Origin of the sequence: Enterobacter sp. AC1 (assembly GCF_050434705.1) — a bacterium.
GTDB lineage: Bacteria > Pseudomonadota > Gammaproteobacteria > Enterobacterales > Enterobacteriaceae > Enterobacter > Enterobacter cloacae_L.
Map to the genome: position 1 here is coordinate 1 of NZ_JBNDIZ010000005.1, position 25,345 is coordinate 25,345.

The 25,345-nt window shown below is 55.8% G+C and carries 20 protein-coding genes and 1 riboswitch; of the genes, 12 read left to right on the top strand and 8 right to left on the bottom strand.

The window, feature by feature from the left end; all coding sequences use genetic code 11:
* Positions 1 to 511: 511 nt before the first annotated feature.
* Together purH and purD are read left to right on the top strand one after the other, a co-directional pair.
* Positions 512 to 2,101 carry a bifunctional phosphoribosylaminoimidazolecarboxamide formyltransferase/IMP cyclohydrolase gene (purH, locus tag M2433_RS14910; RefSeq protein WP_429055669.1) on the top strand — a complete coding sequence of 530 codons (1,590 nt, stop codon included), beginning with the start codon at positions 512 to 514 and terminating at the stop codon, positions 2,099 to 2,101.
* A 15-nt stretch (positions 2,102 to 2,116) separates the two neighbouring features.
* A complete protein-coding gene (purD, locus tag M2433_RS14915) occupies positions 2,117 to 3,409 on the top strand; it encodes a phosphoribosylamine--glycine ligase (protein WP_429055667.1) in 1,293 nt (430 codons plus the stop codon).
* 67 nt (positions 3,410 to 3,476) lie between these two features.
* Here purD and M2433_RS14920 read toward each other — a convergent pair whose 3' ends face one another.
* The 6 genes from M2433_RS14920 to nudC all read right to left on the bottom strand — a co-directional run bounded on the left by M2433_RS14920 (position 3,477) and on the right by nudC (position 7,829).
* Positions 3,477 to 4,169: a DUF1481 domain-containing protein gene (locus M2433_RS14920; RefSeq protein ID WP_429055684.1), complete on the bottom strand. Its 693-nt coding sequence runs from the start codon at positions 4,167 to 4,169 to the stop codon at positions 3,477 to 3,479.
* 11 nt (positions 4,170 to 4,180) lie between these two features.
* Positions 4,181 to 4,453 carry a nucleoid-associated protein HU-alpha gene (gene hupA, locus M2433_RS14925; protein ID WP_002445246.1) on the bottom strand — a complete coding sequence of 91 codons (273 nt, stop codon included), beginning with the start codon at positions 4,451 to 4,453 and terminating at the stop codon, positions 4,181 to 4,183.
* A gap of 186 nt (positions 4,454 to 4,639) precedes the next feature.
* Complete coding sequence (locus M2433_RS14930) at positions 4,640 to 5,230, bottom strand: YjaG family protein (protein ID WP_429055664.1); 591 nt, start codon at positions 5,228 to 5,230, stop codon at positions 4,640 to 4,642.
* Between the two features lie 41 nt (positions 5,231 to 5,271).
* Complete coding sequence (gene nfi / locus M2433_RS14935; protein WP_429055663.1) at positions 5,272 to 5,943, bottom strand: deoxyribonuclease V; 672 nt, start codon at positions 5,941 to 5,943, stop codon at positions 5,272 to 5,274.
* 9 nt (positions 5,944 to 5,952) lie between these two features.
* Complete coding sequence (gene hemE / locus M2433_RS14940; protein ID WP_325828585.1) at positions 5,953 to 7,017, bottom strand: uroporphyrinogen decarboxylase; 1,065 nt, start codon at positions 7,015 to 7,017, stop codon at positions 5,953 to 5,955.
* A 38-nt stretch (positions 7,018 to 7,055) separates the two neighbouring features.
* Positions 7,056 to 7,829, bottom strand: coding sequence for an NAD(+) diphosphatase (gene nudC / locus M2433_RS14945; protein ID WP_047345351.1), 774 nt, complete (start codon positions 7,827 to 7,829; stop codon positions 7,056 to 7,058).
* Positions 7,830 to 7,924: 95 nt separating this feature from the next.
* Here nudC and rsd point away from each other — a divergent pair, with 95 nt between their 5' ends.
* From rsd to M2433_RS14995, 10 genes are all read left to right on the top strand, one after another.
* On the top strand, positions 7,925 to 8,422 hold the full coding sequence (gene rsd, locus M2433_RS14950; protein WP_264440524.1) for a sigma D regulator: 498 nt from the start codon (positions 7,925 to 7,927) through the stop codon (positions 8,420 to 8,422).
* Positions 8,423 to 8,476: 54 nt separating this feature from the next.
* Positions 8,477 to 8,586: riboswitch (TPP riboswitch) on the top strand.
* 78 nt (positions 8,587 to 8,664) lie between these two features.
* Entirely contained in the window at positions 8,665 to 10,560 is a 1,896-nt protein-coding gene (gene thiC / locus M2433_RS14955) for a phosphomethylpyrimidine synthase ThiC (RefSeq protein ID WP_429055660.1), read from the top strand.
* A complete protein-coding gene (thiE, locus tag M2433_RS14960) occupies positions 10,560 to 11,201 on the top strand; it encodes a thiamine phosphate synthase (RefSeq protein WP_429055659.1) in 642 nt (213 codons plus the stop codon). Before thiC ends, thiE begins: the two co-directional genes overlap by 1 nt.
* Positions 11,188 to 11,943 (top strand): HesA/MoeB/ThiF family protein, encoded by a 756-nt coding sequence (locus M2433_RS14965; protein ID WP_429055656.1) that lies wholly within the window; start codon positions 11,188 to 11,190, stop codon positions 11,941 to 11,943. The genes thiE and M2433_RS14965 overlap by 14 nt, the downstream gene beginning before the upstream one ends.
* The gene (gene thiS / locus M2433_RS14970) at positions 11,927 to 12,127 is read left to right on the top strand and encodes a sulfur carrier protein ThiS (protein WP_059312260.1); all 201 of its coding nucleotides are present in this window, start codon (positions 11,927 to 11,929) and stop codon (positions 12,125 to 12,127) included. The genes M2433_RS14965 and thiS overlap by 17 nt, the downstream gene beginning before the upstream one ends.
* Position 12,128: 1 nt before the next feature.
* On the top strand, positions 12,129 to 12,899 hold the full coding sequence (gene thiG, locus M2433_RS14975; protein ID WP_429055653.1) for a thiazole synthase: 771 nt from the start codon (positions 12,129 to 12,131) through the stop codon (positions 12,897 to 12,899).
* The gene (gene thiH / locus M2433_RS14980; RefSeq protein ID WP_429055651.1) at positions 12,896 to 14,023 is read left to right on the top strand and encodes a 2-iminoacetate synthase ThiH; all 1,128 of its coding nucleotides are present in this window, start codon (positions 12,896 to 12,898) and stop codon (positions 14,021 to 14,023) included. The genes thiG and thiH overlap by 4 nt, the downstream gene beginning before the upstream one ends.
* A 341-nt stretch (positions 14,024 to 14,364) precedes the next feature.
* Positions 14,365 to 15,906: a sensor domain-containing diguanylate cyclase gene (locus M2433_RS14985; RefSeq protein ID WP_429055648.1), complete on the top strand. Its 1,542-nt coding sequence runs from the start codon at positions 14,365 to 14,367 to the stop codon at positions 15,904 to 15,906.
* 180 nt (positions 15,907 to 16,086) lie between these two features.
* A complete protein-coding gene (locus tag M2433_RS14990) occupies positions 16,087 to 16,392 on the top strand; it encodes a PTS sugar transporter subunit IIB (RefSeq protein ID WP_014882067.1) in 306 nt (101 codons plus the stop codon).
* Positions 16,393 to 16,395: 3 nt separating this feature from the next.
* Positions 16,396 to 16,713 carry a PTS lactose/cellobiose transporter subunit IIA gene (locus tag M2433_RS14995; RefSeq protein WP_429055644.1) on the top strand — a complete coding sequence of 106 codons (318 nt, stop codon included), beginning with the start codon at positions 16,396 to 16,398 and terminating at the stop codon, positions 16,711 to 16,713.
* Positions 16,714 to 16,771: 58 nt separating this feature from the next.
* On the opposite strand, the gene rpoC is transcribed toward M2433_RS14995, so the two are convergent.
* Complete coding sequence (gene rpoC, locus M2433_RS15000) at positions 16,772 to 20,995, bottom strand: DNA-directed RNA polymerase subunit beta' (protein WP_047345342.1); 4,224 nt, start codon at positions 20,993 to 20,995, stop codon at positions 16,772 to 16,774.
* A 76-nt stretch (positions 20,996 to 21,071) separates the two neighbouring features.
* Entirely contained in the window at positions 21,072 to 25,100 is a 4,029-nt protein-coding gene (gene rpoB, locus M2433_RS15005) for a DNA-directed RNA polymerase subunit beta (RefSeq protein WP_047345341.1), read from the bottom strand.
* Between the last annotated feature and the right edge of the window lie 245 nt (positions 25,101 to 25,345).

Here is a 25,345-nt window from a genome sequence, read left to right on the forward strand (position 1 = left end):
AGAGACTTGGTATTCATTTATTGTCCGAAGACATTAAGAATCCATGTCACTTTGAGTGCCCACACAGATTGTCTGATAAATTGTTAAAGAGCAGTTGCAACGCGGCTTTCAGCTCACCGTTGCGAGGTGGCGTATATTACGCTTTCCTCTTTCAGAGTCAACCCGTTATTTCAGGATTTTTTCTCTTCAACCGACCGGGTTGTTTGTGAAGTGATTCACATCCGCCGTGTCGATGGAGGCGCATTATAGGGAGTTCTCCGCAGGCCGCAACCGCTAAATGACAGAAAAATGACTGACTGCTGCATTCCACAGCAAAACCCCGCCTTATACCTTTTTACACACAGACTTATCCACAATGATACGAAAAAGTGAAAATGTGCGAGCGTTGCGCAAACGTTTTCGTTAAAATGCTCGCGCTTCACAAGGATGCCTCGTCAGGTGTGTTAGATGAGTTTTTCGCAGGAAAATTCATCTAACGCTCTCTGTAATCGTGAAATCCAGGGGATTTACCATGCAACAACGTCGTCCAGTCCGCCGCGCTCTGCTCAGTGTTTCTGATAAAGCCGGTATCGTCGAATTCGCTCAGGCACTTTCTGCACGCGGTGTGGAGCTGCTTTCTACAGGTGGCACCGCTCGCCTGTTAGCAGATAAAGGTCTGCCGGTAACCGAAGTGTCCGATTACACCGGTTTCCCGGAAATGATGGATGGACGCGTCAAAACCCTGCATCCAAAAGTCCACGGCGGTATTCTTGGCCGTCGCGGTCAGGACGATGGCATTATGGAACAGCATGACATCGCGCCAATCGACATGGTTGTCGTTAACCTCTACCCGTTCGCCCAGACCGTTGCCCGCGAAGGCTGCTCTCTGGAAGATGCCGTAGAGAATATTGATATCGGCGGCCCGACCATGGTGCGCTCCGCGGCCAAGAACCATAAAGATGTCGCCATCGTCGTAAAGAGCAGCGATTACGAAACCATTATTAATGAGATGGATGCCAACGAAGGGTCACTGACCCTGGAAACACGTTTCGATCTCGCCATCAAAGCCTTCGAACACACCGCCGCGTACGACAGCATGATCGCCAACTACTTCGGTAGCCTGGTACCGGCTTACCACGGTGAAAGCAAAGATCCTTCCGGCCGCTTCCCGCGCACCCTGAACCTGAACTTCATTAAGAAGCAGGATATGCGTTACGGTGAGAACAGCCACCAGCAGGCTGCCTTCTATATAGAAGAAGAGGTAAAAGAAGCCTCTGTTGCGACCGCCCAGCAGGTTCAGGGCAAAGCGCTCTCCTATAACAACATTGCCGACACCGATGCGGCGCTGGAATGCGTGAAAGAGTTCAGCGAACCTGCCTGCGTTATCGTCAAGCACGCGAACCCATGCGGCGTTGCCGTGAGCACCTCCATTCTGGATGCCTACGATCGCGCCTACAAAACCGACCCGACCTCCGCATTCGGCGGCATTATCGCCTTCAACCGCGAGCTGGATGCCGAAACCGCACAGGCCATCATCTCCCGCCAGTTTGTCGAAGTGATCATCGCGCCATCAGCTTCTGAAGAAGCGCTGAAAATCACCGCGGCGAAACAGAACGTGCGCGTCCTGGTTTGCGGCCAGTGGGCGGAACGCGTTCCGGGCCTGGACTTCAAACGCGTGAACGGCGGCCTGCTGGTACAGGACCGCGATCTGGGTATGGTGACAGAAGCCGACCTGCGCGTGGTGACCAAGCGTCAGCCGAGCGAGCAGGAACTGCGCGACGCGCTGTTCTGCTGGAAGGTCGCAAAGTTCGTTAAATCCAACGCCATCGTCTATGCGAAAGAGAACATGACCATTGGGATAGGCGCAGGCCAGATGAGCCGCGTCTATTCTGCGAAAATCGCGGGTATTAAAGCAGGCGATGAAGGCCTGGAAGTGAAAGGCTCCGCCATGGCTTCTGACGCCTTCTTCCCGTTCCGTGACGGTATCGACGCGGCGGCTGCTGTCGGCATTACCTGCGTGATCCAGCCTGGTGGCTCAATCCGCGACGACGAAGTGATTGCCGCCGCCGACGAACACGGCATTGCGATGATCTTCACCGACATGCGTCACTTCCGCCATTAATTCCCGGAGCAGAAAATGAAAGTATTAGTCATTGGTAACGGCGGACGCGAGCACGCACTGGCGTGGAAAGCGGCTCAGTCTCCGCTGGTGAAAACGGTCTTCGTGGCGCCGGGCAACGCCGGTACCGCACTGGAACCCGCGCTGCAGAATGTGGCTATCGGCGTGACCGACATTCCGGCGCTGCTGAGCTTTGCCCAGAACGAGAAAATCGATCTGACGATTGTGGGCCCGGAAGCGCCGCTGGTGATTGGCGTGGTGGACGCGTTCCGCGCTGCTGGCCTGAAAATCTTCGGCCCTACGGAAGGTGCTGCGCAGCTGGAAGGCTCCAAAGCTTTCACCAAGGATTTCCTCGCACGTCATCACATCCCGACGGCGGAATATCAGAACTTCACCGAAGTGGAGCCTGCTCTGGCCTACTTACGTGAAAAAGGCGCGCCGATAGTCATCAAGGCCGACGGTCTGGCCGCCGGCAAAGGCGTGATCGTGGCGATGACGCTCGAAGAAGCCGAAGCCGCGGTTCAGGATATGCTGGCGGGCAACGCCTTTGGCGATGCAGGCCACCGCATCGTGATCGAAGAGTTCCTCGACGGTGAAGAGGCGAGCTTTATCGTGATGGTCGACGGCGAGCACGTTCTGCCGATGGCCACCAGCCAGGACCATAAGCGCGTGGGCAATGGTGATTCAGGCCCGAATACCGGCGGGATGGGCGCTTACTCCCCTGCTTCGGTCGTGACTGACGAAGTCCACCAGCGCACGATGGATCGCATTATCTGGCCAACCGTGAAAGGCATGGCGGCAGAAGGCAACACCTATACCGGTTTCCTTTACGCAGGTCTGATGATCGACAAGCAGGGTAACCCGAAGGTTATCGAATTTAACTGCCGCTTTGGCGATCCGGAAACCCAGCCAATCATGCTGCGCATGAAATCCGATCTGGTCGATCTGTGTCTGGCGGCCTGCGAAGGCAAGCTGGATGAGAAAACGTCGGAATGGGATGAGCGCGCGTCTCTGGGCGTGGTGATTGCTGCGGGTGGTTACCCTGGCAACTACAACACCGGTGATGAGATCCACGGCTTACCGCTGGAAGAGATTGAAGGCGCGAAGGTATTCCACGCCGGAACGAAACTGGCTGATGATGACCGCGTACTGACCAACGGCGGACGCGTGCTGTGTGCAACCGCGCTGGGCCATACCGTTGCAGAAGCGCAGAAACGCGCCTACACGCTGATGGCGGATATCCACTGGAACGGTAGCTTTAGCCGTCAGGATATCGGCTATCGCGCGATTGCGCGTGAGCAGGGCGAGTAAGGGAGCCGTCTTTACCCCTCACCCTAACCCTCTCCCCGACGGGGAGAGGGGACCGATCGCAATCCCATTAAAAATTTTTTTCTGTCGGCTGCCAGGTACAGAAGTCTTCGTTCGCCACCAGCAGCAGCTGAGAGCCTTCCGGCGCCTCAAGCCACGCCACACTCACTTCCATTGATGAATGACGCTGACGACGTTGAATATGTTCAGTCGCCCAGGATTCGAGCTCAGGCTTGGCAGTCTGCCCTTCGCAGGTCGTCACCGTCCCATCGGCATGCCAGCGCCCCTGGCGCAGCACGACGCGTCCCTGACGCAGCGCATCGCTGGTCTGGCGGATTTGTTCAGCACGATAGCGGTAGAGGGCGATTTGATCGCTGGAAAGCTGCTGTTTTTGACCGCTGACTTCACGCTGCATAAAGCTCAGCTCGCCATGGTCGTCAAAACGCACTTTCACGTGTTCGGGGGGCTTGCTATAGACGTTGAGTTCAATCAGCGTCAGGTCATCGCCCTGCCAGCGATATTCCGCGGTCGACGTATTTCCGTTATGCCACGGGCTAAAAGCAGAAAGCAGATGAACTTCATCGCCGGAATCTTTGCGCCAGATCCTGACCGCGCCCTGGTTGTCCGCGTAACCGCTGGCGGTAAACGGCGGCAGAGAGGTATCGTGGCTACAGGCTGACAGCAACAGCATGCCTGCCAGCGCGAGCGTTCCACGCCAGAAAGACAAAAGGGGCGTTGCCGCCCCTTCGCTAAAACTGTTCACTGCCACGCGTCTTACTTAACAGCGTCTTTCAGTGCTTTACCAGAAACAAATGCCGGCACGTTAGCTGCGGCGATTTTGATTTCTTTACCGGTCTGCGGGTTGCGGCCAGTGCGCTCAGCGCGGTGGTTCACTTTGAAGGTACCGAAACCAACCAGTTGCACAGCATCACCTTCTTTCAGAGACTCAGTAATAGCAGCCAGGGTAGATTCCAGAGCAGCTTTAGCCTGCACTTTAGACAGATCAGCCTTGTCCGCAATTACATCAATCAGTTGAGTCTTGTTCATAAGTTATCCTTTCAATGTGTTTATCGCTTGCTAAGCATCGAGTGCGACGAAAATGCCAAAAAAGCACTCTCCTGCATACACGCACCGATAGCCACTTTTTTTCGCCCCCCAAATGTAGACCAGACAAGGGTCGAAAGGGAAGAGTCGAGGAGCGACAAAACGGGCGTTATCTCAAGATTTATTGTCTCATTGGTTAAAAATTATACCAATATTACTCTCACCGGCCTCACGTAAGTCCGCGCGCAGCCCTTTTATCAGCTCAATATCGCGTTCTTCACACTCTGCCAGCAGGCGGAAAATTTCCCACTGAATATCCCATTCTTGCTCAACGGCCGGGTTTGCACGAAGCTCTTCGTCGGTCATTTCGCGTCCTTCCTGGGTCATTTCCAGCATCGCCACGGTAGTGATAGATGCCTTACTGACTTCGATAGCATGCTCCAGCGTTTCGCCGCTCAGACGTGAGTGAAGCAGCTCGCTTAACGCTACGCAGGCATCAATCGCCGGGTAGACGCCATAAAGGTCAAAATCATCCGCAGCCGGAATCGCCTCTTCCAGCTTTTCCAGCTGAGAGTCGAAATTCACCTTCGCGTCTTTCACCGTCAGCGTTTCCCAGATCAGGTCCAGAATTCGGCGATAAAGATGCCCATCGCCAAAGCCCGTTTGCTTGCAGAACGCGGCATAGTTGGGATACATGCGCTCGCACAGGCAAGCCATAAAGGTGACGTGCTGCCAGCTTTCCAGCTTTTCAAGGCGCAGGTGAATCGGGTTTTGTAGCATGATGATCTCTCGAATCGAAAATTAGGCGCAGTTTACCTGAATCATCGCTGAATTTCCTGCCAACGAACAAAAGCCGGACGCGATGAGGCCACGGCGTCTGCCCAGCGCGTCGGCTCCGGCAAGCGGTAGCCCCTCATACAACGCTGCACCCATGCCAGGGCGCTGTCCATGCTTACCCGATGCCCGGTAGCGATAAAGAGCGGGTTACAGCGGGCTTTGCTGCGCCAGACCCACGCCAGCTGCTCGCCTTTATGGATGAGCGGTGCCAGCGCGCCCGGCTCGGCGGAAAGGGGGTCAAACGCGCCACACAGGCGTTTCTTGGCGACGCCAATGGTCGGCATATCCACCAGCAGCCCAAAGTGGCTGGCAACGCCTAAACGGCGCGGGTGTGAGATACCGTGTCCATCGACAAACAGCAGGTCAGGTTTTTGCGAGAGCTGCTCCCACGCTGCCAGCAGCGCGGGGTATTCGCGGAAGGAGAGAAAACCGGGGATATAGGGCATGGTGGTGGCGATACGCGCCACCTTGTATTCCACCAGCTCAAGCGAAGGGTATTTCAGGACCACCATCGCCGCTCGCGTTACTTCACCACCCTGCTCGAATCCGACGTCTGCTCCGCCAATGTACTGCGGAGGATCCTTATCCAGACGATCCTCGCGGATCACCGATGAAGCCAGTTCGATTTGCTGAGCGCGTAGCGACGCGAGATCCATAACCACTCCTTACTTGTGATACTGGGCAGAAAGCCGATGCACCGCCTCCACAAAGACGCCAGCGTGTTCTGGCGGCACATCCTGATGAATGCCGTGGCCGAGGTTAAAGACGTGGCCTTCACCCTGGCCGAAACCAGACAGTATAGTCGACACTTCTTCTTCAATGCGGGCAGGCTGAGCATAGAGCATGGAGGGATCCATGTTTCCCTGCAGCGCCACTTTGTCACCCACGCGGCGGCGGGCATCGGCGATATCGGTAGTCCAGTCGAGACCCAGCGCGTCGCAGCCGGTTGCCGCCATGGCTTCCAGCCACTGACCGCCACCTTTGGTGAACAGCGTTACCGGCACGCGGCGACCTTCGTTCTCGCGCAGCAGGCCGTCGACAATTTTGTGCATGTAGTACAGGGAGAACTGCTGATAATCGCGCCCGGTCAGCACACCACCCCAGGTATCAAAAATCATGACCGACTGTGCACCCGCTTTAATCTGCGCGTTGAGGTAGAGCGTGACGCTCTTCGCCAGCTTGTCGAGAAGCGCATGCAGGGCCAGCGGCTCGGCGTACATCATCTTTTTAATCATGGTGAAGGCTTTGCTGCTGCCGCCTTCAACCATATAGGTCGCCAGCGTCCACGGGCTGCCGGAGAACCCAATCAGCGGCACGTCGCCTTTCAGTTCGCGGCGAATGGTGCGCACGGCGTTCATCACGTAGCCCAGTTCACCTTCCGGATCGGGGATTGGCAGCTTATCCACGTCGGCTTTGCTTTTGATTGGGGAGGTGAAGCGCGGGCCTTCGCCGGTTTCGAAATAGAGCCCAAGGCCCATGGCATCCGGAATGGTCAAAATGTCCGAAAAGAGAATGGCAGCATCCAGCGGGAAGCGGCGCAGCGGCTGCAGCGTGACTTCGCAGGCCAGCTCGGCGTTTTTGCACAGCGACATAAAATCACCCGCCTGCGCGCGCGTGGCTTTGTACTCTGGCAGATAGCGTCCCGCCTGGCGCATCATCCACACCGGGGTGACATCAACGGGCTGGCGCAGCAGCGCACGCAGATAACGATCGTTCTTCAGTTCGGTCATTTTTGCAGTTCCTTAAGCGTCATGGCCTCAGTGTAACACTACTCATACTCGGCCCGACACATCGCCACGGTATCTTCTATCAGCCGACGCGCTACGGTGCCCGGCGGAGGCAACAGCGGTAAATCATCATAGCGATACCAGTTCGCTTCCAGCAGTTCTTTCTGGTCGATAACAATTTCACCGCTGTCGTAATCGGCCATAAAGGCTGTCATCAACGACTGCGGGAACGGCCACGGCTGAGAGGTGACGTAGCGCAGGTTTTTGACCTTAATCCCGCTCTCCTCCATCACTTCGCGCGCCACCGCCTGTTCCAGCGTTTCGCCCACCTCGACGAAGCCGGCCAGCACGGTGTGAATGCCGTTGCGATGACGGGTGTGCTGCGCCAGCAGGATGGAATCCTCCCGGCGGATAGCGACGATAATGCACGGCGCAATCTGGGGATAGTAGCGTTCGCGGCAGTGGCTGCAGAGCATCGCCCACTCGGTTTTGCTCCGGTGCATGGTATGACCGCAGTAGCCGCAGTATTTATGCGAGCGGTAAAACTCCGCCAGCTGCACGCCGCGCCCCGCCAGCTGGAACAGACCCACGTCCAGATCCAGCACCTGGCGCACCGATCCCATATCCTGGCGGCGAGGCTGTTGGATCAACCACACCGCATCCCCCTGCCATTCGCCGATCTTCAGCGCAGGGAGTCCCACAAGATCGAACGCCTCTGCTGCGCCATAAGGGATCTCTCCGCCAGGAAGCCATAATTTTTGTTCGTGACTGACGATCCACCAACCCAGATCTGATTTTTCAATAATACGATCCATATCTATTGCACTACCTTCGCTTCACTGACATGTTGTTAGCATTGTGGTTACATTTTGGATAAGCAGATTCAATCCTAAACCTTGCGGAGTCGACCATGTTAAACCAGCTAGAGAGCCTGACTGAGCGCGTTAGAGGAAGTAACAAACTGGTGGATCGCTGGCTACACGTGCGCAAGCATCTACTCGTGGCTTATTACAATCTGGTCGGTATTAAGCCTGGCAAAGAATCGTTTATGCGACTGAATGAAAAATCGCTGGATGATTTTTGTCAGGGCCTGGTCGACTATCTGTCCGACGGCCATTTCAATATTTATGAACGCATTATCCGCGAAATGGAAGGGACAACGCCGTATTTAGCGGCCAGCAAACTCTATCCGCTGCTGGAAGCCAACACCCAGCAGATCATGGATTACTACGATTCCACGCTTGAGAACGCCATCGATCACGACAACTATCTTGAGTTCCAGCGGGCGCTTTCCGACCTTGGTGAAGCGCTGGAAGAGCGATTCACGCTGGAAGATAAGCTGATCGCCCTGGCCCTGGATAACGGCCTGGATGTCAGCCACGAAGATAACATCGTGCGCCCTGCTTGAGTTCTTAATCGTTAACGAGTAATTTACAACCATTCGCCCCTCTCACGAGGGGGATTTTTCTTGTCGGAGTGCCCAGTGTGAAAGCACGGGCTGAGACCGTTAATTCGGGATCCGCGGAACCTGATCAGGCTAATACCTGCGAAGGGAACAAGAGTCACACTGCTGTTGTATCGCCCCCGGGCGATCCTCTCTTGCTTCATCCGTCGTCTGACAAGCCATGTCCTTCACTTTTGGAATGAGCTATGTCTACTGCAAAACTGACCCGCCGCGAACAGCGCGCACAGGCCCAACGCTTCATTGATACCCTGGAAGGCACCGCTTTCCCGAACTCTAAACGCATCTACATTTCCGGCTCGCAGGCCGATATCCGCGTCCCGATGCGTGAAATCCAGCTTAGCCCGACGCTTATCGGCGGCAGCAAAGATAACCCGCAGTATGAAGACAACGAAGCCGTACCGGTGTATGACACCTCCGGCCCGTACGGCGATCCCTCTGTGACTATCAACGTCCAGCAGGGTCTGGCAAAGCTGCGCCAGCCGTGGATTGATGCACGTAACGACTGCGAAGAACTGAGCGTGCGTAGCTCTGCATATACCCAAGAACGCCTGGCCGACGACGGTCTGGACGAGCTGCGCTTCGCCGGGCTGCTGACGCCGAAACGCGCCAGAGCGGGCAAACGCGTGACCCAGCTGCACTATGCGCGTCAGGGGATCGTCACGCCGGAGATGGAGTTCATCGCCATCCGTGAAAACATGGGCCGTGAGCGCATCCGCAGCGAAATACTGCGCCACCAGCATCCGGGCGAGGGCTTTGGCGCTCGCCTGCCGGAGAACATCACGCCGGAGTTTGTGCGTGATGAAGTGGCCGCCGGCCGCGCGATTATCCCCGCCAACATCAACCACCCGGAATCCGAGCCGATGATTATCGGCCGCAACTTCCTGGTGAAGGTCAACGCTAACATCGGCAACTCGGCCGTTACCTCCTCCATCGAAGAAGAGGTGGAAAAGCTGGTCTGGTCAACGCGCTGGGGCGCGGACACGGTGATGGACCTCTCCACAGGCCGCTATATTCACGAAACCCGCGAGTGGATCCTGCGTAACAGCCCGGTCCCAATCGGCACCGTCCCGATTTATCAGGCGCTGGAGAAAGTGAGCGGCATTGCTGAAGACCTCACCTGGGAAGCCTTCCGCGACACGCTGCTGGAGCAGGCTGAACAGGGGGTAGATTACTTCACCATTCACGCGGGCGTACTGCTGCGCTACGTGCCGATGACGGCGAAACGCCTGACCGGTATTGTCTCGCGCGGCGGCTCCATCATGGCGAAGTGGTGCCTCTCGCATCACCAGGAAAACTTCCTCTACGAACACTTCCGCGAGATTTGCGAAATCTGTGCCGCGTACGATGTCTCTCTGTCGCTGGGCGACGGCCTGCGTCCGGGCTCCATTCGCGATGCCAACGATGAGGCGCAGTTTGCCGAGCTGCACACGCTGGGTGAACTGACCAAAATCGCCTGGGAGTATGACGTGCAGGTGATGATTGAAGGCCCGGGACACGTGCCGATGCAGATGATCCGCCGCAACATGACGGAAGAGCTGGAGCACTGCCACGAAGCGCCGTTCTATACCCTGGGGCCGCTGACCACCGATATTGCGCCAGGCTATGACCACTTCACGTCCGGGATTGGTGCGGCGATGATCGGCTGGTTCGGCTGCGCCATGCTCTGCTACGTGACGCCGAAAGAGCACCTCGGCCTGCCAAACAAAGAGGATGTAAAGCAGGGGCTGATTACCTACAAAATTGCCGCCCATGCCGCCGATCTGGCCAAAGGCCATCCGGGCGCGCAAATCCGCGATAACGCCATGTCGAAGGCGCGTTTTGAATTCCGCTGGGAAGACCAGTTCAACCTGGCGCTGGACCCGTTCACCGCCCGCGCCTATCACGATGAGACCCTGCCGCAGGAATCGGGCAAAGTCGCACACTTCTGCTCCATGTGCGGACCGAAATTCTGCTCGATGAAAATCAGCCAGGAGGTGCGCGACTACGCCGCCGCGCAAACCATTGAAGTGGGCATGGCGGACATGTCTGAAACCTTCCGCGCCAAAGGTGGCGAAATCTACCTCAAAAAAGAGGAGGCGTAATGTACCAGCCCGATTTCCCACCCGTTCCCTACCGTTTAGGACTCTATCCGGTGGTGGACAGCGTAGCGTGGATCGAACGTCTGCTGGAGGCAGGCGTTCGCACGATCCAGCTGCGCATCAAGGATAAACGCGATGACGAAGTGGAGGCTGATGTTATCGCCGCCATTGCGCTGGGGCGTCTATATAACGCCCGTCTATTTATCAACGACTACTGGCGACTGGCCGTTAAGCACCAGGCCTACGGCGTGCATCTGGGCCAGGAGGACTTAGAAACAACGGATCTGAGTGTTATCCGCGAAGCCGGATTACGGCTGGGGGTATCAACACACGATGACATGGAGATCGACGTGGCGCTGGCGGCCCGCCCCTCTTACATCGCGCTGGGCCACGTTTTCCCGACGCAGACCAAGCAGATGCCCTCCGCACCGCAGGGACTGACGCAGCTGGCGAGTCACGTCAAACGCCTTGCCGATTATCCCACCGTTGCTATCGGTGGGATTAGCCTGGAACGGGCTCCGTCCGTGCTGGAGACGGGCGTCGGCAGCATCGCCGTCGTCAGCGCCATCACCCAGGCCGCAGACTGGCAGTCTGCCACCCAACAGCTGTTACAGCTGGCAGGAGCTGGCGATGAACGATCGTGATTTTATGCGCTACAGCCGTCAGATCCTGCTGGAGGATATCGCCATCGACGGGCAGCAAAAGCTGCTTGCCAGCCGGGTGCTGATTGTCGGCCTGGGCGGATTAGGCGCGCCCGCGGCGCTCTATCTGGCAGGTGCCGGTATCGGCACGCTGGTGCTGGCCGACGATGACGACGTTCATCTCAGCAACCTGCAGCGACAAATCCTCTTTACCACCGGCGATATCAACCAGCCTAAAGCGCACATCACCCGGCAGCGGCTACACCAGCTTAATCCGGACATCGAGTTGGTTGCGCGACAGGAACGTCTTTGCGGCGAGAGCCTGCACCGTGAAGTCGCGCTTGCCGACGTGGTGCTGGACTGTACCGACAACATGGCGACGCGCCAGGCGATTAACGCCGCCTGCGTGGCAACTAACACGCCGCTTATCACCGCCAGCGCGGTAGGGTTCGGCGGGCAGATGATGGTCCTGACGCCACCGTGGGCGCAGGGCTGCTATCGCTGCCTGTGGTCGGATAATGCCGAGCCGGCGCGCAACTGCCGCACGGCGGGCATTCTTGGTCCGGTGGTCGGCGTGATGGGCACGATGCAGGCGCTGGAGGCCATCAAGCTGCTCAGCGGCATGGAGGCGGAACGCAATACGCTGCGGCTGTTTGATGCCCGCTCCAGCGGCTGGCGCCATCTGGCGTTACGCCGCGCCAGCCGTTGTCCGGTATGTGGAGGCCGCGATGCGCATTCTGTTTAACGATGAGCCGATGAGATGCGACGACGGGCTCACCGTTGCCGTACTGCTCGACAAGCTGCGCCAACTCAAGCCGGGAACGGCGCTGGCGCTCAATCAACAGATCCTGCCGCGCGAGCAGTGGGAACATCAGCAGGTCAACGAAGGCGACCAGATCCTGCTGTTTCAGGTTATCGCAGGGGGCTGAGATGTTACGTATTGCCGATAAAGTTTTTGACTCGCACTTGTTTACCGGAACCGGAAAATTCGCCTCGCCGCAGCTGATGGTGGATGCCATTCGTGAAAGCGGCAGCCAGCTGGTGACGCTGGCGCTCAAGCGCGTGGATCTGCGCCACCACAGCGACGCTATTCTGGCTCCCTTACTGGAAGCGGGCGTCACGCTGCTGCCCAATACCTCCGGCGCGAAAACCGCCGAAGAGGCGATTTTCGCCGCACAGCTGGCCCGGGAGGCGCTCGGCACGCGCTGGCTGAAGCTGGAAATACATCCGGATGCCCGCTGGCTGCTGCCTGACCCCATCGAAACACTGAAGGCCGCTGAAAAGCTGGTGCAGCAAGGGTTTACGGTCCTGCCTTACTGCGGCGCCGACCCGGTCCTGTGTAAACGGCTGGAAGAGGTCGGCTGCGCCGCCGTCATGCCGCTGGGAGCCCCCATCGGCTCCAACCAGGGGCTGGAAACCCGGGCGATGCTGGAGATCATCATCGAACAGGCCAACGTACCGGTGGTGGTGGATGCGGGTATTGGCGTGCCAAGCCATGCCGCGCAGGCGCTGGAGATGGGTGCCGACGCGGTGCTGGTGAACACGGCTATTGCGGTTGCCGACGATCCGGTCATGATGGCGCGTGCGTTCCGCATGGCCGTAGAGGCCGGCCTGCTGGCAAGGGAGTCTGGCCCGGGTTCGCGCAGTTTTCAGGCGCAGGCCACCAGCCCGCTGACCGGCTTTCTGGAGGCGATCTCATGAGCACGTTTACCGAGCGCTGGCGGGAGCTAAACTGGGACGACATTGCCCTGCGGATCAACAGCAAGACGGCTGCCGACGTGGAGCGCGCGCTGCATGCCCGTCATCTGACCCGCGAGGATCTGATGGCCCTGCTCTCCCCGGCGGCCAGCGCGTACCTCGAACCGATGGCCCAGCGAGCCCAGAGGCTTACCCGTCAGCGCTTTGGCAACACGGTGAGCTTCTACGTGCCGCTCTATCTCTCAAACCTGTGCGCCAATGACTGCACCTACTGCGGTTTCTCTATGAGCAACCGCATCAGGCGAAAAACGCTCGATGAGGATGAGATTGCCCACGAGTGTGCGGCCATACGTGAGATGGGCTTTGAGCATCTTCTGCTGGTTACGGGCGAACATCAGGGAAAGGTGGGAATGGACTATTTCCGTCAGCATCTTCCCGCCATTCGTCGTCAGTTTGCGTCTTTGCAGATGGAAGTGCAGCCCCTGTCACAGGACGAGTACGCGGAGCTAAAAACGCTCGGGCTGGACGGGGTGATGGTCTATCAGGAAACCTATCACGAGGCGACGTACGCCCGACACCACCTGAAGGGCAAGAAACAAGACTTCTTTTTCCGGCTGGAAACGCCGGACAGGCTGGGTCGCGCGGGGATCGACAAAATCGGTCTGGGCGCGCTGATCGGTCTCTCCGACAGCTGGCGGGTGGATTGTTACATGGTGGCGGAACATTTGCTGTGGCTTCAGCAGCACTACTGGCAGAGCCGTTATTCCATCTCTTTCCCCCGCCTGCGGCCTTGCGCGGGAGGGATTGAACCGGCCTCGCTGATGGATGAACGCCAGCTGGTACAGACCATCTGCGCGTTTCGCCTGCTGGCGCCGGAGGTTGAATTATCCCTCTCAACGCGTGAGTCCCCGGCGTTTCGCGATCGCGTGATCCCGCTTGCGATTAACAACGTCAGCGCCTTTTCCAAAACGCAGCCTGGCGGCTATGCCGACGATCGTCCGGAGCTGGAGCAGTTTGTCCCGCATGACGGACGGCGTCCGGAAGCGGTCGCCGCGGCCCTGACGGCACAGGGCCTTCAGCCCGTCTGGAAAGACTGGGACAGCTGGCTGGGAAGAGCCTCGCAATAACGTTGCAACGCACCGCAACGCGGTTAAAAATTGTCGAGGGACTACGGAAAGTCACCACCGGATGATTGCCAGCACTCATCCGGTTTTTTATTGTCACCGCGTTAGCAACGGATGCTGACCAGGGCGAAAAGCTTCTTCCTCGTTTCGCCCTGCCTCTGATTTATTTTATTGCACAAAAAGCGCCCGCTCGTTTGATAAGTATTTTCTTAGTGATTCTTAAGATAAATCATCCCATCAAAAATCGTGTTCCGTATAATTCACCGTTAACCGCAGGACAGCGACTATGCTGAGAGGATATCGGCAGACGAAAAGTATTCACCATCAGGAACGATGCACAGCCCATGGCACTTCACAGCAAAAAGCTCTCTTTTACCCGGCCAATCATGCTCAGCTTCGCGGGGATCCTCTGCAGTTTTGCGGTGATCGCGATCGCCGTGACGCTTTCACAGAGAAAGGATTTTCTTGAGGATTATCATAAAATTAATAGCAATTTCACGCATAACCTGGCGGTGAACTACACCGAATCTATCCTACGTGAAAACGACTATATCCTTGGCCGCTCTGCCATGTATTTTGCGCGCAACGACAGGTTAAACGAGACGCTCAACGTCAACCCGACCCAGGGGCTACAGATGATGATGCATCTGCAGAACCTGATGCCGACCGTATCCTCCATCTCGCTGGCCGACACGCAGGGGCATTATCTCCGCGCACCGGAAGTGCTCCCTACTGAGAAAAGTAAAACCTTCGATCCGCGGACGCGGCCATGGTTTGTCGCCCAGGCGGAAGCCAGCATCTTCAGCCACTATACCCGTCCCTACATGGACTACTTTACCGGTCATCCAACGGTCACGCTTTATAAGCCTTTGATTTCTCCTGAAGGCAGACTGAAGGGAACGATCGCGTTTCATCTTGATTTGACGTCAATGGGCTACACCCTGCGTCAGATGGTGGCGCCCGTTCAGGGGGAATTCTTTGTCGTCGAACGCGATGGCGCCGTCGTGCTGCACCCTGATACAGGCGCGCTCTTCAAACAGTACGTGAGCGAAGCGCTGATGGACAAAATGACCAGCGGTGAAGGCCATTTTTACGACAACAAAAGCAACGCCTGGTATTACTACTACTCGTTTACCAACCCGGACTGGTTTGTTATTTACCGGGTATCGGGTGAGACGCTCACCGATATTACCCGCCACGAAACGACGATCGTTGGCTGGGGGTTCGCGCTGGCGGCCATCATCATCATCCTCTTCGGCCTATACCTCCGCCACGCCTCGCGTAGCGTGCTGATGCACATTATCAACGCCATCAAAACCGGCGAAGTCAGCGAAGCTCCGCGTCTGGAAGCGATGCTGAGCCACACCATTCAGTCCAATAAAGAGCGCGAGATGGCGTATGTGCGCCAGGCAACGCACGATGCGCTGACGGGCTGTAAAAACCGTCGCGCGTTCGATAGCGACGTTGCAGAGCTGATGAATACCCAGCAGCCTTTCGCGATGGCGCTGGTGGATATTGATAACTTCAAATCGATTAACGATACGCTGGGCCACCTGACCGGTGATATCGTCCTGCGCAACGTCGCCCGCGAAGGGATCCAGATAATGCAGCCACATCACGTCTCGGTTTACCGCTACGGTGGAGAAGAGTTCGCGGTGGTCTTCCTGGCTGAGCAGATACCCTCCGCGCTTTCATTGCTGGAAGCGTGGCGTACCGCCGTTGAAAAACGCGTCTGGCGTGAAGAGAACCTGCGGGTGACGTTCAGCGGCGGTCTTGGAGAGTGGCATTTCGAACCGCTGGAGCAGTTTGTAGGAAGCGTTGATAACGCCCTCTACAGCGCGAAGCAGCAGGGAAAAAACCGCATTATTCGCACGTCTATCAGCTAATTCCCCCTCTTTCACCCTGCCCGTTTCGACGGGCCGGGCACACACCAATACAAAATTGTAACCGGTTTCAGAAAATCATCGGTTTCTTTGTGATGCCTGACACACAATCGCGGTAAAGCGGTTGTTGAAGCGTTCTGCACGGGATAATTATCAGTAAACACATGTAGATCGAGGCTGATTATGAAGAACATCGTTTTATGCTGTGCCGCGGGAATGTCAACCAGCATGCTGGTTCAACGTATGAAAGACGCCGCACAGAAAAAAGGGGTTGAAGTCACCATTAAAGCCGTTCCGGTTGCGGAGTTTAAAGACAACATCGCGACGGCCGACATCGTATTGCTGGGGCCACAGGTTAAATACGAGCAGGCGAAACTGCAGGCACAGGCCGACCCGCTGGGTAAAAAGGTCGCGGTGATCGACATGATGGATTACGGCATGATGAAAGGCGATGCCGTACTGGAAAAAGCGCTTAAACTTCTGGAGTGACCCGTGGAAGATTTAGAAACAACGATCATGGAACTGCTGGTCAACGCGGGTGCGGCGCGCAGCGCTGCCCTCACCGCGTTACAGCTGGCGCGTAAAGGTGACTTTACCGAAGCCGAAAAGGCGATGGAAGAGTCGCGCGAATACGTGAAGCATGCCCACACTATACAGACGCAGCTCATTGGACTTGATGAAGGCACCGGGAAACTTCCGGTTAACCTGATTACCGTCCACTCTCAGGATCACCTGATGAATGCGATGGTCATTCAGGACCTGGCGGGCGACATGATTGAGCTGTATCGTCGGCTGCCGCTGATTAACTGATAAAACGCAGATGTAAAAAAACCCGCCGAGGCGGGTTTTTTATTAGCGGACTCAACGATTACTCGTTGTCGGAACCACCCAGACCTGCGTTCAGCAGTTCTGCCAGGCTCGCGGATGCATCTTCAGCAGTCACCTGCGGTGCAGCTGGCAGTTCGCCTGCAGCACGACGACGCATACGATCCTGGTGGTACGCATAACCGGTACCCGCCGGGATCAGACGACCCACGATGACGTTCTCTTTCAGGCCGCGCAGTTCATCACGTTTACCTGCAACAGCGGCTTCGGTCAGGACACGCGTGGTTTCCTGGAACGATGCTGCAGAGATGAAGGACTCGGTTGCCAGAGACGCTTTGGTGATACCCAGCAGATCGCGCGAGAAGGTCGCACCGATTTTGCCGTTCGCTTCCAGTTCGCGGTTAGCGATCTTGACGCGAGAGTATTCAACCTGTTCGCCTTCCAGGAACTCGGAGCTGCCCGCGTTTTCGATGGTTGCTTTACGCAGCATCTGACGAACGATAACTTCAATGTGCTTGTCGTTAATCTTAACGCCCTGCAGACGGTATACGTCCTGTACTTCGTTGGTGATGTAACGCGTTACCGCGTGTACGCCACGAAGACGCAGAATGTCGTGCGGTGCTTCTGGACCATCGGAAACCACGTCACCACGTTCTACACGTTCACCTTCGAACACGTTGAGCTGACGCCACTTAGGAATCATCTCTTCGTACGGCTCGCTGCCATCTACTGGGGTGATAACCAGACGGCGTTTGCCTTTGGTCTCTTTACCGAAGGAGATGATACCGCTGATTTCAGCCAGGATTGCAGGCTCTTTCGGACGACGTGCTTCGAACAGGTCAGCAACGCGTGGCAGACCACCGGTGATGTCCTTGGTACCGCTGGATTCCTGTGGAATACGCGCCAGAGCATCACCCGCACCGATCTGAATGCCATCTTCCAGCTGGACGATCGCTTTACCCGGCAGGAAGTACTGCGCAGGCATGTCGGTACCCGGGATCAGAACGTCGTTACCCTGAGCATCAACGATTTTCAGTGCAGGACGCAGGTCTTTACCACCCGCAGTACGCTCTGCAGAATCCAGAACCACCAGAGAAGACAGACCGGTCAGCTCGTCGGTCTGACGAGTAATGGTCTGGCCGTCAATCATGTCAGTGAAGCGGATGAAACCACTCACTTCGGTGATAACCGGCATGGTGTGTGGATCCCAGTTTGCTACGGTTTCACCGCCGGCAACCTGCTCGCCATCACCTTTCGCCATAACAGCACCGTAAGGCACTTTATAGCTCTCTTTGGTACGACCGAATTCGTCGATCAGCTTCAGCTCGGTGTTACGAGAGGTCACAACCAGCTTGCCAGCGGAGTTAACAACAGACTTCGCGTTGCTGAGCTTGATGCTACCTTTGTTTTTCACCTGGATGCTGGATTCAGCAGCCGCACGAGATGCCGCACCACCGATGTGGAACGTACGCATCGTCAGCTGTGTACCCGGCTCACCGATGGACTGTGCCGCGATAACGCCGATAGCTTCACCTTTGTTGATGATGTGGCCACGCGCCAGGTCACGACCATAGCAGTGCGCACATACACCAAAGTCGGTGTCACAAGATACAACGGAACGTACTTTTACGGAGTCAACAGAGTTCGCTTCCAGCAGGTCACACCAGTGCTCGTGCAGCAGCGTGTTGCGTGGAACCAGAATGTCTGCAGTACCCGGCTTCAGAATGTCTTCCGCGGTAACACGACCCAGTACGCGATCGCGCAGTGGCTCTTTAACATCACCACCCTCGATAACCGGAGTCATGGTGATACCTTCGAGGGTGCCACAATCGTCTTCGGTCACAACCAGATCCTGCGCAACGTCAACCAGACGACGCGTCAGATAACCGGAGTTCGCTGTCTTCAGTGCGGTATCCGCCAGACCTTTACGCGCACCGTGCGTGGAGATGAAGTACTGGAGTACGTTCAGACCTTCACGGAAGTTCGCGGTGATTGGCGTTTCGATGATGGAGCCATCTGGCTTCGCCATCAGACCACGCATACCTGCCAGCTGACGAATCTGTGCTGCGGAACCACGCGCACCGGAGTCGGCCATCATGTAGATGCTGTTGAAGGAAACCTGCTGCTCTTCTACGCCGTCACGGTTAATCACGGTTTCGGTCTGCAGGTTATCCATCATCGCTTTGGATACACGATCGTTCGCCGCTGCCCAGATATCGATAACTTTGTTATAGCGTTCGCCCGCGGTAACCAGACCAGACTGGAACTGCTCCTGGATCTCAGCAACTTCGGCTTCCGCTTCAGAGATGATCTCGTGTTTCTTCTCTGGGATGACCATGTCATCGATACCAACAGATGCACCTGAACGCGCTGCATAAGCAAAGCCGGTGTACATTGTCTGGTCAGCGAAGATAACGGTCGGCTTCAGGCCCAGAATGCGGTAACAGGTGTTCAGCATTTTGGAGATAGCTTTCTTGCCCAGCGCCTGGTTGACGATGGAGAAAGGCAGACCTTTCGGTACGATCATCCACAGAATGGCACGGCCAACGGTCGTGTCTTTCAGGCTGGTTTTCGCAACGAATTCGCCGTTAGCGTCTTTTTCGTATTCGGTGATACGCACTTTAACGCGCGCATGCAGAGAGGCCAGGCCAGCGCGATAAATACGCTCAGCTTCTTTCGGGCCAGTCAGCACCATGCCTTCGCCTTTGGCGTTAACACAGTCACGGGTCATGTAGTACAGACCCAATACAACGTCCTGAGAAGGAACGATAATTGGTTCACCGTTCGCTGGAGACAGGATGTTGTTGGTAGACATCATCAGCGCACGCGCTTCGAGCTGGGCTTCCAGCGTCAGCGGTACGTGAACAGCCATCTGGTCACCATCGAAGTCGGCGTTATATGCCGCACAAACCAGCGGGTGCAGCTGGATAGCTTTACCTTCGATCAGGACTGGCTCAAATGCCTGGATACCCAGACGGTGCAGGGTTGGTGCACGGTTCAGCAGTACCGGGTGTTCGCGGATAACTTCGTCCAGGATATCCCAAACGACAGCTTCTTCACGCTCAACCATTTTCTTAGCGGCTTTGATGGTGGTGGCGAGGCCACGCAGTTCCAGCTTGCCGTAGATGAACGGTTTGAACAGCTCCAGTGCCATTTTCTTCGGCAGACCGCACTGATGCAGACGCAGGTATGGACCTACGGTGATTACAGAACGACCGGAGTAGTCAACACGCTTACCGAGCAGGTTCTGACGGAAACGACCCTGCTTACCTTTGATCATGTCGGCCAAAGATTTCAGAGGACGTTTGTTAGAACCGGTGATCGCACGACCGCGACGACCGTTATCCAGCAGGGCATCTACCGCTTCCTGCAGCATACGTTTTTCGTTGCGTACGATGATGTCCGGCGCAGCCAGATCCAGCAGGCGTTTCAGACGGTTGTTACGGTTGATAACGCGACGATACAGATCGTTCAGATCGGACGTTGCGAAACGACCACCATCCAGCGGAACCAGCGGGCGCAGATCTGGCGGCAGAACCGGCAGAACGGTCAGGATCATCCACTCTGGTTTGTTACCAGACTGAACGAACGCTTCCAGCAGTTTGATACGCTTGGTCAGCTTTTTACGCTTGGTTTCGGAGTTGGTTTCGTTCAGCTCTTCACGCAGCTGCTCGCACTCTTGCTCCAGGTCCATGCTCTTCAGCAGGGCCTGAATAGCTTCCGCACCCATCTTCGCGTCGAATTCGTCACCGAACTCTTCCAGCGCGTCCAGATACTGCTCTTCAGTCAGGATCTGGTGACGTTCCAGGTTCGTCATCCCGCCTTCGATAACTACATAAGATTCGAAGTACAGAACACGTTCGATATCGCGCAGCGGCATATCCAGCAGCAGACCGATACGGGACGGCAGAGATTTCAGGAACCAGATGTGAGCGGTCGGAGACGCCAGCTCGATGTGGCCCATGCGCTCACGACGCACTTTGGTCTGGGTCACTTCAACGCCGCACTTCTCACAGATCACACCACGGTGTTTCAGGCGCTTGTACTTACCGCACAGGCACTCGTAATCTTTTACTGGCCCGAAAATACGTGCACAGAAAAGGCCGTCACGCTCAGGTTTGAACGTACGGTAGTTGATGGTTTCCGGCTTTTTAACTTCACCGAAAGACCATGAACGGATCATGTCTGGCGAAGCCAGAGCAATTTTGATCGCATCAAACTCTTCGGTTTTAGTCTGCGCTTTCAGAAACTTTAATAAATCTTTCACGGATTTGCTCCCGTCGGAGTTAGCACAATCTGGTGCCGGGGGTTAACCCGGCACCAGTGACCTGTTTGAGCGAGAATTACTCGTCTTCCAGTTCGATGTTGATACCCAGCGAACGAATCTCTTTCAACAGTACGTTGAAGGATTCAGGCATGCCCGGTTCCATTTGATGGTTGCCGTCCACGATGTTCTTATACATCTTGGTACGACCGTTCACGTCATCAGACTTAACGGTGAGCATTTCCTGCAGGGTGTATGCCGCGCCGTATGCTTCCAGCGCCCACACTTCCATCTCCCCGAAGCGCTGACCACCGAACTGTGCCTTACCACCCAGCGGCTGCTGAGTAACCAGGCTGTAAGAACCGGTAGAACGAGCGTGCATCTTATCGTCGACCAGGTGGTTCAGTTTCAGCATGTACATGTAACCTACGGTTACCGGACGCTCGAACTGTTCACCGGTACGACCGTCAAACAGCGTAATCTGACCAGACGTTGGCAGACCACCCAGTTGCAGCAGCTCTTTAATTTCAGCTTCTTTCGCACCATCGAATACTGGCGTTGCGATTGGCATACCTTTTTTCAGGTTCTCAGCCAGGCGCAGCACTTCTTCATCGCTGAAGGTGTTCAGGTCGACTTTCTGACGCACATCGGTACCCAGATCGTAGGCACGCTGGATGAATTCGCGCAGTTTCGCGACTTCTTCCTGCTGCTTCAGCATGGCGTTAATCTTGTCGCCGATACCTTTCGCAGCCATACCCAGGTGGGTTTCCAGAATCTGACCGATGTTCATACGAGACGGTACGCCCAGTGGGTTCAGTACGATATCTACCGGCGTACCGTTAGCATCGTGCGGCATATCTTCGATCGGGTTGATCTTAGAGATAACACCCTTGTTACCGTGACGACCTGCCATCTTATCACCAGGCTGGATCTGACGTTTAACAGCCAGATACACCTTAACAATCTTCAGCACGCCTGGTGCCAGATCGTCGCCCTGAGTGATTTTACGGCGTTTCGCTTCGAGTTTTTTCTCGAACTCGTGTTTCAGTTCGTCATACTGCTCAGCCAGTTGTTCCAGCTGATTCTGTTTCTCTTCGTCGGTCAGGCCCAGTTCCAGCCAGCGATCGCGTGGCAGTTTGTCGAGCTTCTCAGCTTCAACGCCACCGGCAACCAGCACCGCATAGATACGGCTGAACAGACCCGCTTCGAGGATCTGCAGTTCTTCAGACAGGTCTTTCTTAGCCTGTTTGAGCTGCATCTCTTCGATTTCCAGCGCACGTTTATCTTTTTCAACGCCGTCACGGGTGAAGACCTGAACGTCGATAACCGTACCGGAAACACCGTTTGGTACGCGCAGAGAAGAGTCTTTAACGTCAGACGCTTTCTCACCGAAGATGGCACGCAGCAGTTTTTCTTCTGGCGTCAGCTGGGTTTCACCTTTCGGTGTAACCTTACCAACCAGAATGTCGCCGCCGGTCACTTCCGCACCGATGTAAACGATACCGGATTCATCCAGTTTGGAGAGCGCAGCTTCACCCACGTTAGGGATGTCAGCGGTGATCTCCTCTGGCCCCAGCTTGGTGTCACGGGACACACATGCCAGTTCCTGAATGTGGATGGTGGTGAAACGATCTTCCTGAACCACACGCTCGGAGACGAGGATGGAGTCTTCGAAGTTGTAACCGTTCCACGGCATGAACGCTACGCGCATGTTCTGACCGAGCGCCAGTTCACCGAGGTCGGTGGACGGACCGTCTGCCAGCACGTCGCCGCGCTCAACTGGCTCACCCAGAGACACACATGGCATCTGGTTGATACAGGTGTTCTGGTTAGAACGGGTGTATTTGGTCAGGTTATAAATGTCGATACCTGCTTCGCCCGGGTACATCTCGTCTTCGTTAACTTTGATAACGATACGGGAGGCATCCACGTACTGAACAGTACCGCCACGTTTAGCAACCGCAGTAACACCGGAGTCAACGGCAACAGCACGTTCCATACCGGTACCAACCAGCGGCTTATCAGCGCGCAGAGTTGGAACGGCCTGACGTTGCATGTTCGCACCCATCAATGCACGGTTGGCGTCATCGTGTTCCAGGAACGGGATCAGGGACGCACCGACGGATACCACCTGCTGGGTGGAAACGTCCATGTAGTCAACCTGATCGCGGCTGAACAAGCTTGATTCGCCTTTGCTACGGCAGGTAACCAGATCTTCTACAAAGTGGCCTTCGTCATCCAGGTTGGAGTTCGCCTGAGCGATAACGTAGTTGCCTTCTTCGATAGCAGACAGGTAATGAATTTCGTCGGTTACAACACCGTCAGTCACTTTACGATACGGGGTCTCGAGGAAGCCGTATTCGTTTGTCTGTGCGTACACGGACAGGGAGTTGATCAGACCGATGTTTGGACCTTCAGGCGTTTCGATAGGACATACGCGACCGTAGTGCGTCGGGTGTACGTCTCGAACTTCGAAGCCTGCACGTTCACGGGTCAGACCGCCTGGGCCGAGTGCAGAGATACGACGTTTGTGCGTAATCTCAGACAGCGGGTTGTTCTGGTCCATGAACTGAGACAGCTGGCTGGAACCGAAGAACTCTTTCACTGCTGCAGAAATCGGCTTGGCGTTGATCATATCCTGAGGCATCAGGGTATCCAGATCGCCCAGAGACAGACGCTCTTTCACCGCACGCTCTACACGTACCAGGCCAACGCGGAACTGGTTTTCCGCCATTTCGCCTACGGAACGGATACGACGGTTACCGAGGTGGTCGATATCGTCCACTTCGCCTTTACCGTTACGGATATCGATGAGCTTCTTCATCACTTCGATGATGTCGTCTTTGCTCAGGATACCGGAACCTTCGATCTCATCACGCAGCAGAGAACGGTTGAACTTCATACGACCAACCGCAGACAGATCGTAGCGGTCTTCAGAGAAGAACAGGTTCTCGAACAGGCTTTCAGCCGCTTCGCGAGTCGGTGGCTCACCAGGACGCATCATGCGGTAGATTTCAACCAGCGCACTCAGACGATCGGTCGTTGGGTCGACGCGGATAGTCTCAGAGATATAAGGACCGTGGTCCAGATCGTTGGTGAACAGCGTTTCGATACGTTTGTGGCCAGACTGGCTCAGCTTAGCCAGCAGATCCAGGCTCAGTTCCATGTTCGCCGGGCAGATCAGCTCGCCAGTTGATTCATCAACGTAATCTTTCGCGGCTACTTTTCCTGCAATGTATTCAACCGGAACTTCGATGTGTTTGATATCATCTTTTTCCAGCTGACGGATGTGACGCGCAGTGATACGGCGACCTTTTTCCACATACACTTTGCCGTCGGCTTCGATGTCGAACGACGCGGTCTCACCACGCAGACGTTCCGGCACCAGCTCCATCTGCAGCTTGTTGTCGCGGATTTCAAAGATCACTTTCTCAAAGAACAGATCCAGGATCTGCTCAGTGGTATATTGCAGCGCACGCAGAATGATGGTTGCAGGCAGTTTGCGACGACGGTCGATACGGACAAACAGGTTGTCTTTTGGATCGAACTCGAAGTCCAGCCATGAACCACGGTAAGGAATGATGCGCGCGTTATACAGTACTTTACCGGAAGAGTGTGTTTTACCTTTATCGCTGTCGAAGAAGACGCCCGGGCTACGATGCAGCTGGGAAACGATAACACGCTCAGTACCGTTGATAACGAAAGTACCGTTGTCTGTCATGAGTGGAATTTCACCCATGTAGACTTCTTGTTCTTTAATGTCTTTTACGGTGCCTTCTGGCGCTTCGCGCTCGTAGATCACCAGACGCAGTTTTACGCGCAGCGGTGCGGAATAGGTCACGCCACGGATCTGACATTCCTGAACGTCAAACACCGGCTCGCCAAGGCGATAGCTGACGTACTGCAGCTCGGAATTACCGCTGTAGCTCTGAATCGGGAACACGGAACGGAAGGCTGCTTCCAGACCGTACTGCCCTTCAGGATCTTGCTCGATAAACTTCTGGAACGAGTCAAGCTGGATAGAAAGGAGATATGGAATGTCCAGAACTTGTGGACGTTTACCAAAATCCTTACGAATACGTTTTTTCTCGGTATAGGAGTAAACCATAGGGTTCCTCAGCTCGCTGACAAGTCGACCCATCTGTCCGACGAAGGGACAGTTTGTGCAACACCATTTTGTGGACCGGAAAATTGAATACTTTCCGCAATACCTGTTGCTATCACGCTTAAACCATTTCGTCGCGATTTACACAGAGCGAGCACCCTGTCGCAATATATTAAGTCGTCGATAGAAACATGCATTGTCAGGACAATCAGCAGTCAAACAGTGTGAAATGCTACTGATGCCTTACA

Excerpts from the sequence above, each read along its gene's own strand:
- rsd (WP_264440524.1), top strand. The coding sequence starts at position 7,925 with ATGTTAAACCAGCTAGAGAGCCTGACTGAGCGCGTTAGAGGAAGTAAC.
- thiE (WP_429055659.1), top strand. The coding sequence starts at position 10,560 with ATGTACCAGCCCGATTTCCCACCCGTTCCCTACCGTTTAGGACTCTAT.
- thiS (WP_059312260.1), top strand. The coding sequence starts at position 11,927 with ATGCGCATTCTGTTTAACGATGAGCCGATGAGATGCGACGACGGGCTC.
- purH (WP_429055669.1), top strand. The coding sequence starts at position 512 with ATGCAACAACGTCGTCCAGTCCGCCGCGCTCTGCTCAGTGTTTCTGAT.
- nudC (WP_047345351.1), bottom strand. The coding sequence starts at position 7,829 with ATGGATCGTATTATTGAAAAATCAGATCTGGGTTGGTGGATCGTCAGT.
- M2433_RS14930 (WP_429055664.1), bottom strand. The coding sequence starts at position 5,230 with ATGCTACAAAACCCGATTCACCTGCGCCTTGAAAAGCTGGAAAGCTGG.
- rpoB (WP_047345341.1), bottom strand. The coding sequence starts at position 25,100 with ATGGTTTACTCCTATACCGAGAAAAAACGTATTCGTAAGGATTTTGGT.
- thiG (WP_429055653.1), top strand. The coding sequence starts at position 12,129 with ATGTTACGTATTGCCGATAAAGTTTTTGACTCGCACTTGTTTACCGGA.
- M2433_RS14985 (WP_429055648.1), top strand. The coding sequence starts at position 14,365 with ATGGCACTTCACAGCAAAAAGCTCTCTTTTACCCGGCCAATCATGCTC.
- hemE (WP_325828585.1), bottom strand. The coding sequence starts at position 7,017 with ATGACCGAACTGAAGAACGATCGTTATCTGCGTGCGCTGCTGCGCCAG.
- purD (WP_429055667.1), top strand. The coding sequence starts at position 2,117 with ATGAAAGTATTAGTCATTGGTAACGGCGGACGCGAGCACGCACTGGCG.
- M2433_RS14990 (WP_014882067.1), top strand. The coding sequence starts at position 16,087 with ATGAAGAACATCGTTTTATGCTGTGCCGCGGGAATGTCAACCAGCATG.
- nfi (WP_429055663.1), bottom strand. The coding sequence starts at position 5,943 with ATGGATCTCGCGTCGCTACGCGCTCAGCAAATCGAACTGGCTTCATCG.
- thiH (WP_429055651.1), top strand. The coding sequence starts at position 12,896 with ATGAGCACGTTTACCGAGCGCTGGCGGGAGCTAAACTGGGACGACATT.
- M2433_RS14965 (WP_429055656.1), top strand. The coding sequence starts at position 11,188 with ATGAACGATCGTGATTTTATGCGCTACAGCCGTCAGATCCTGCTGGAG.
- thiC (WP_429055660.1), top strand. The coding sequence starts at position 8,665 with ATGTCTACTGCAAAACTGACCCGCCGCGAACAGCGCGCACAGGCCCAA.
- hupA (WP_002445246.1), bottom strand. The coding sequence starts at position 4,453 with ATGAACAAGACTCAACTGATTGATGTAATTGCGGACAAGGCTGATCTG.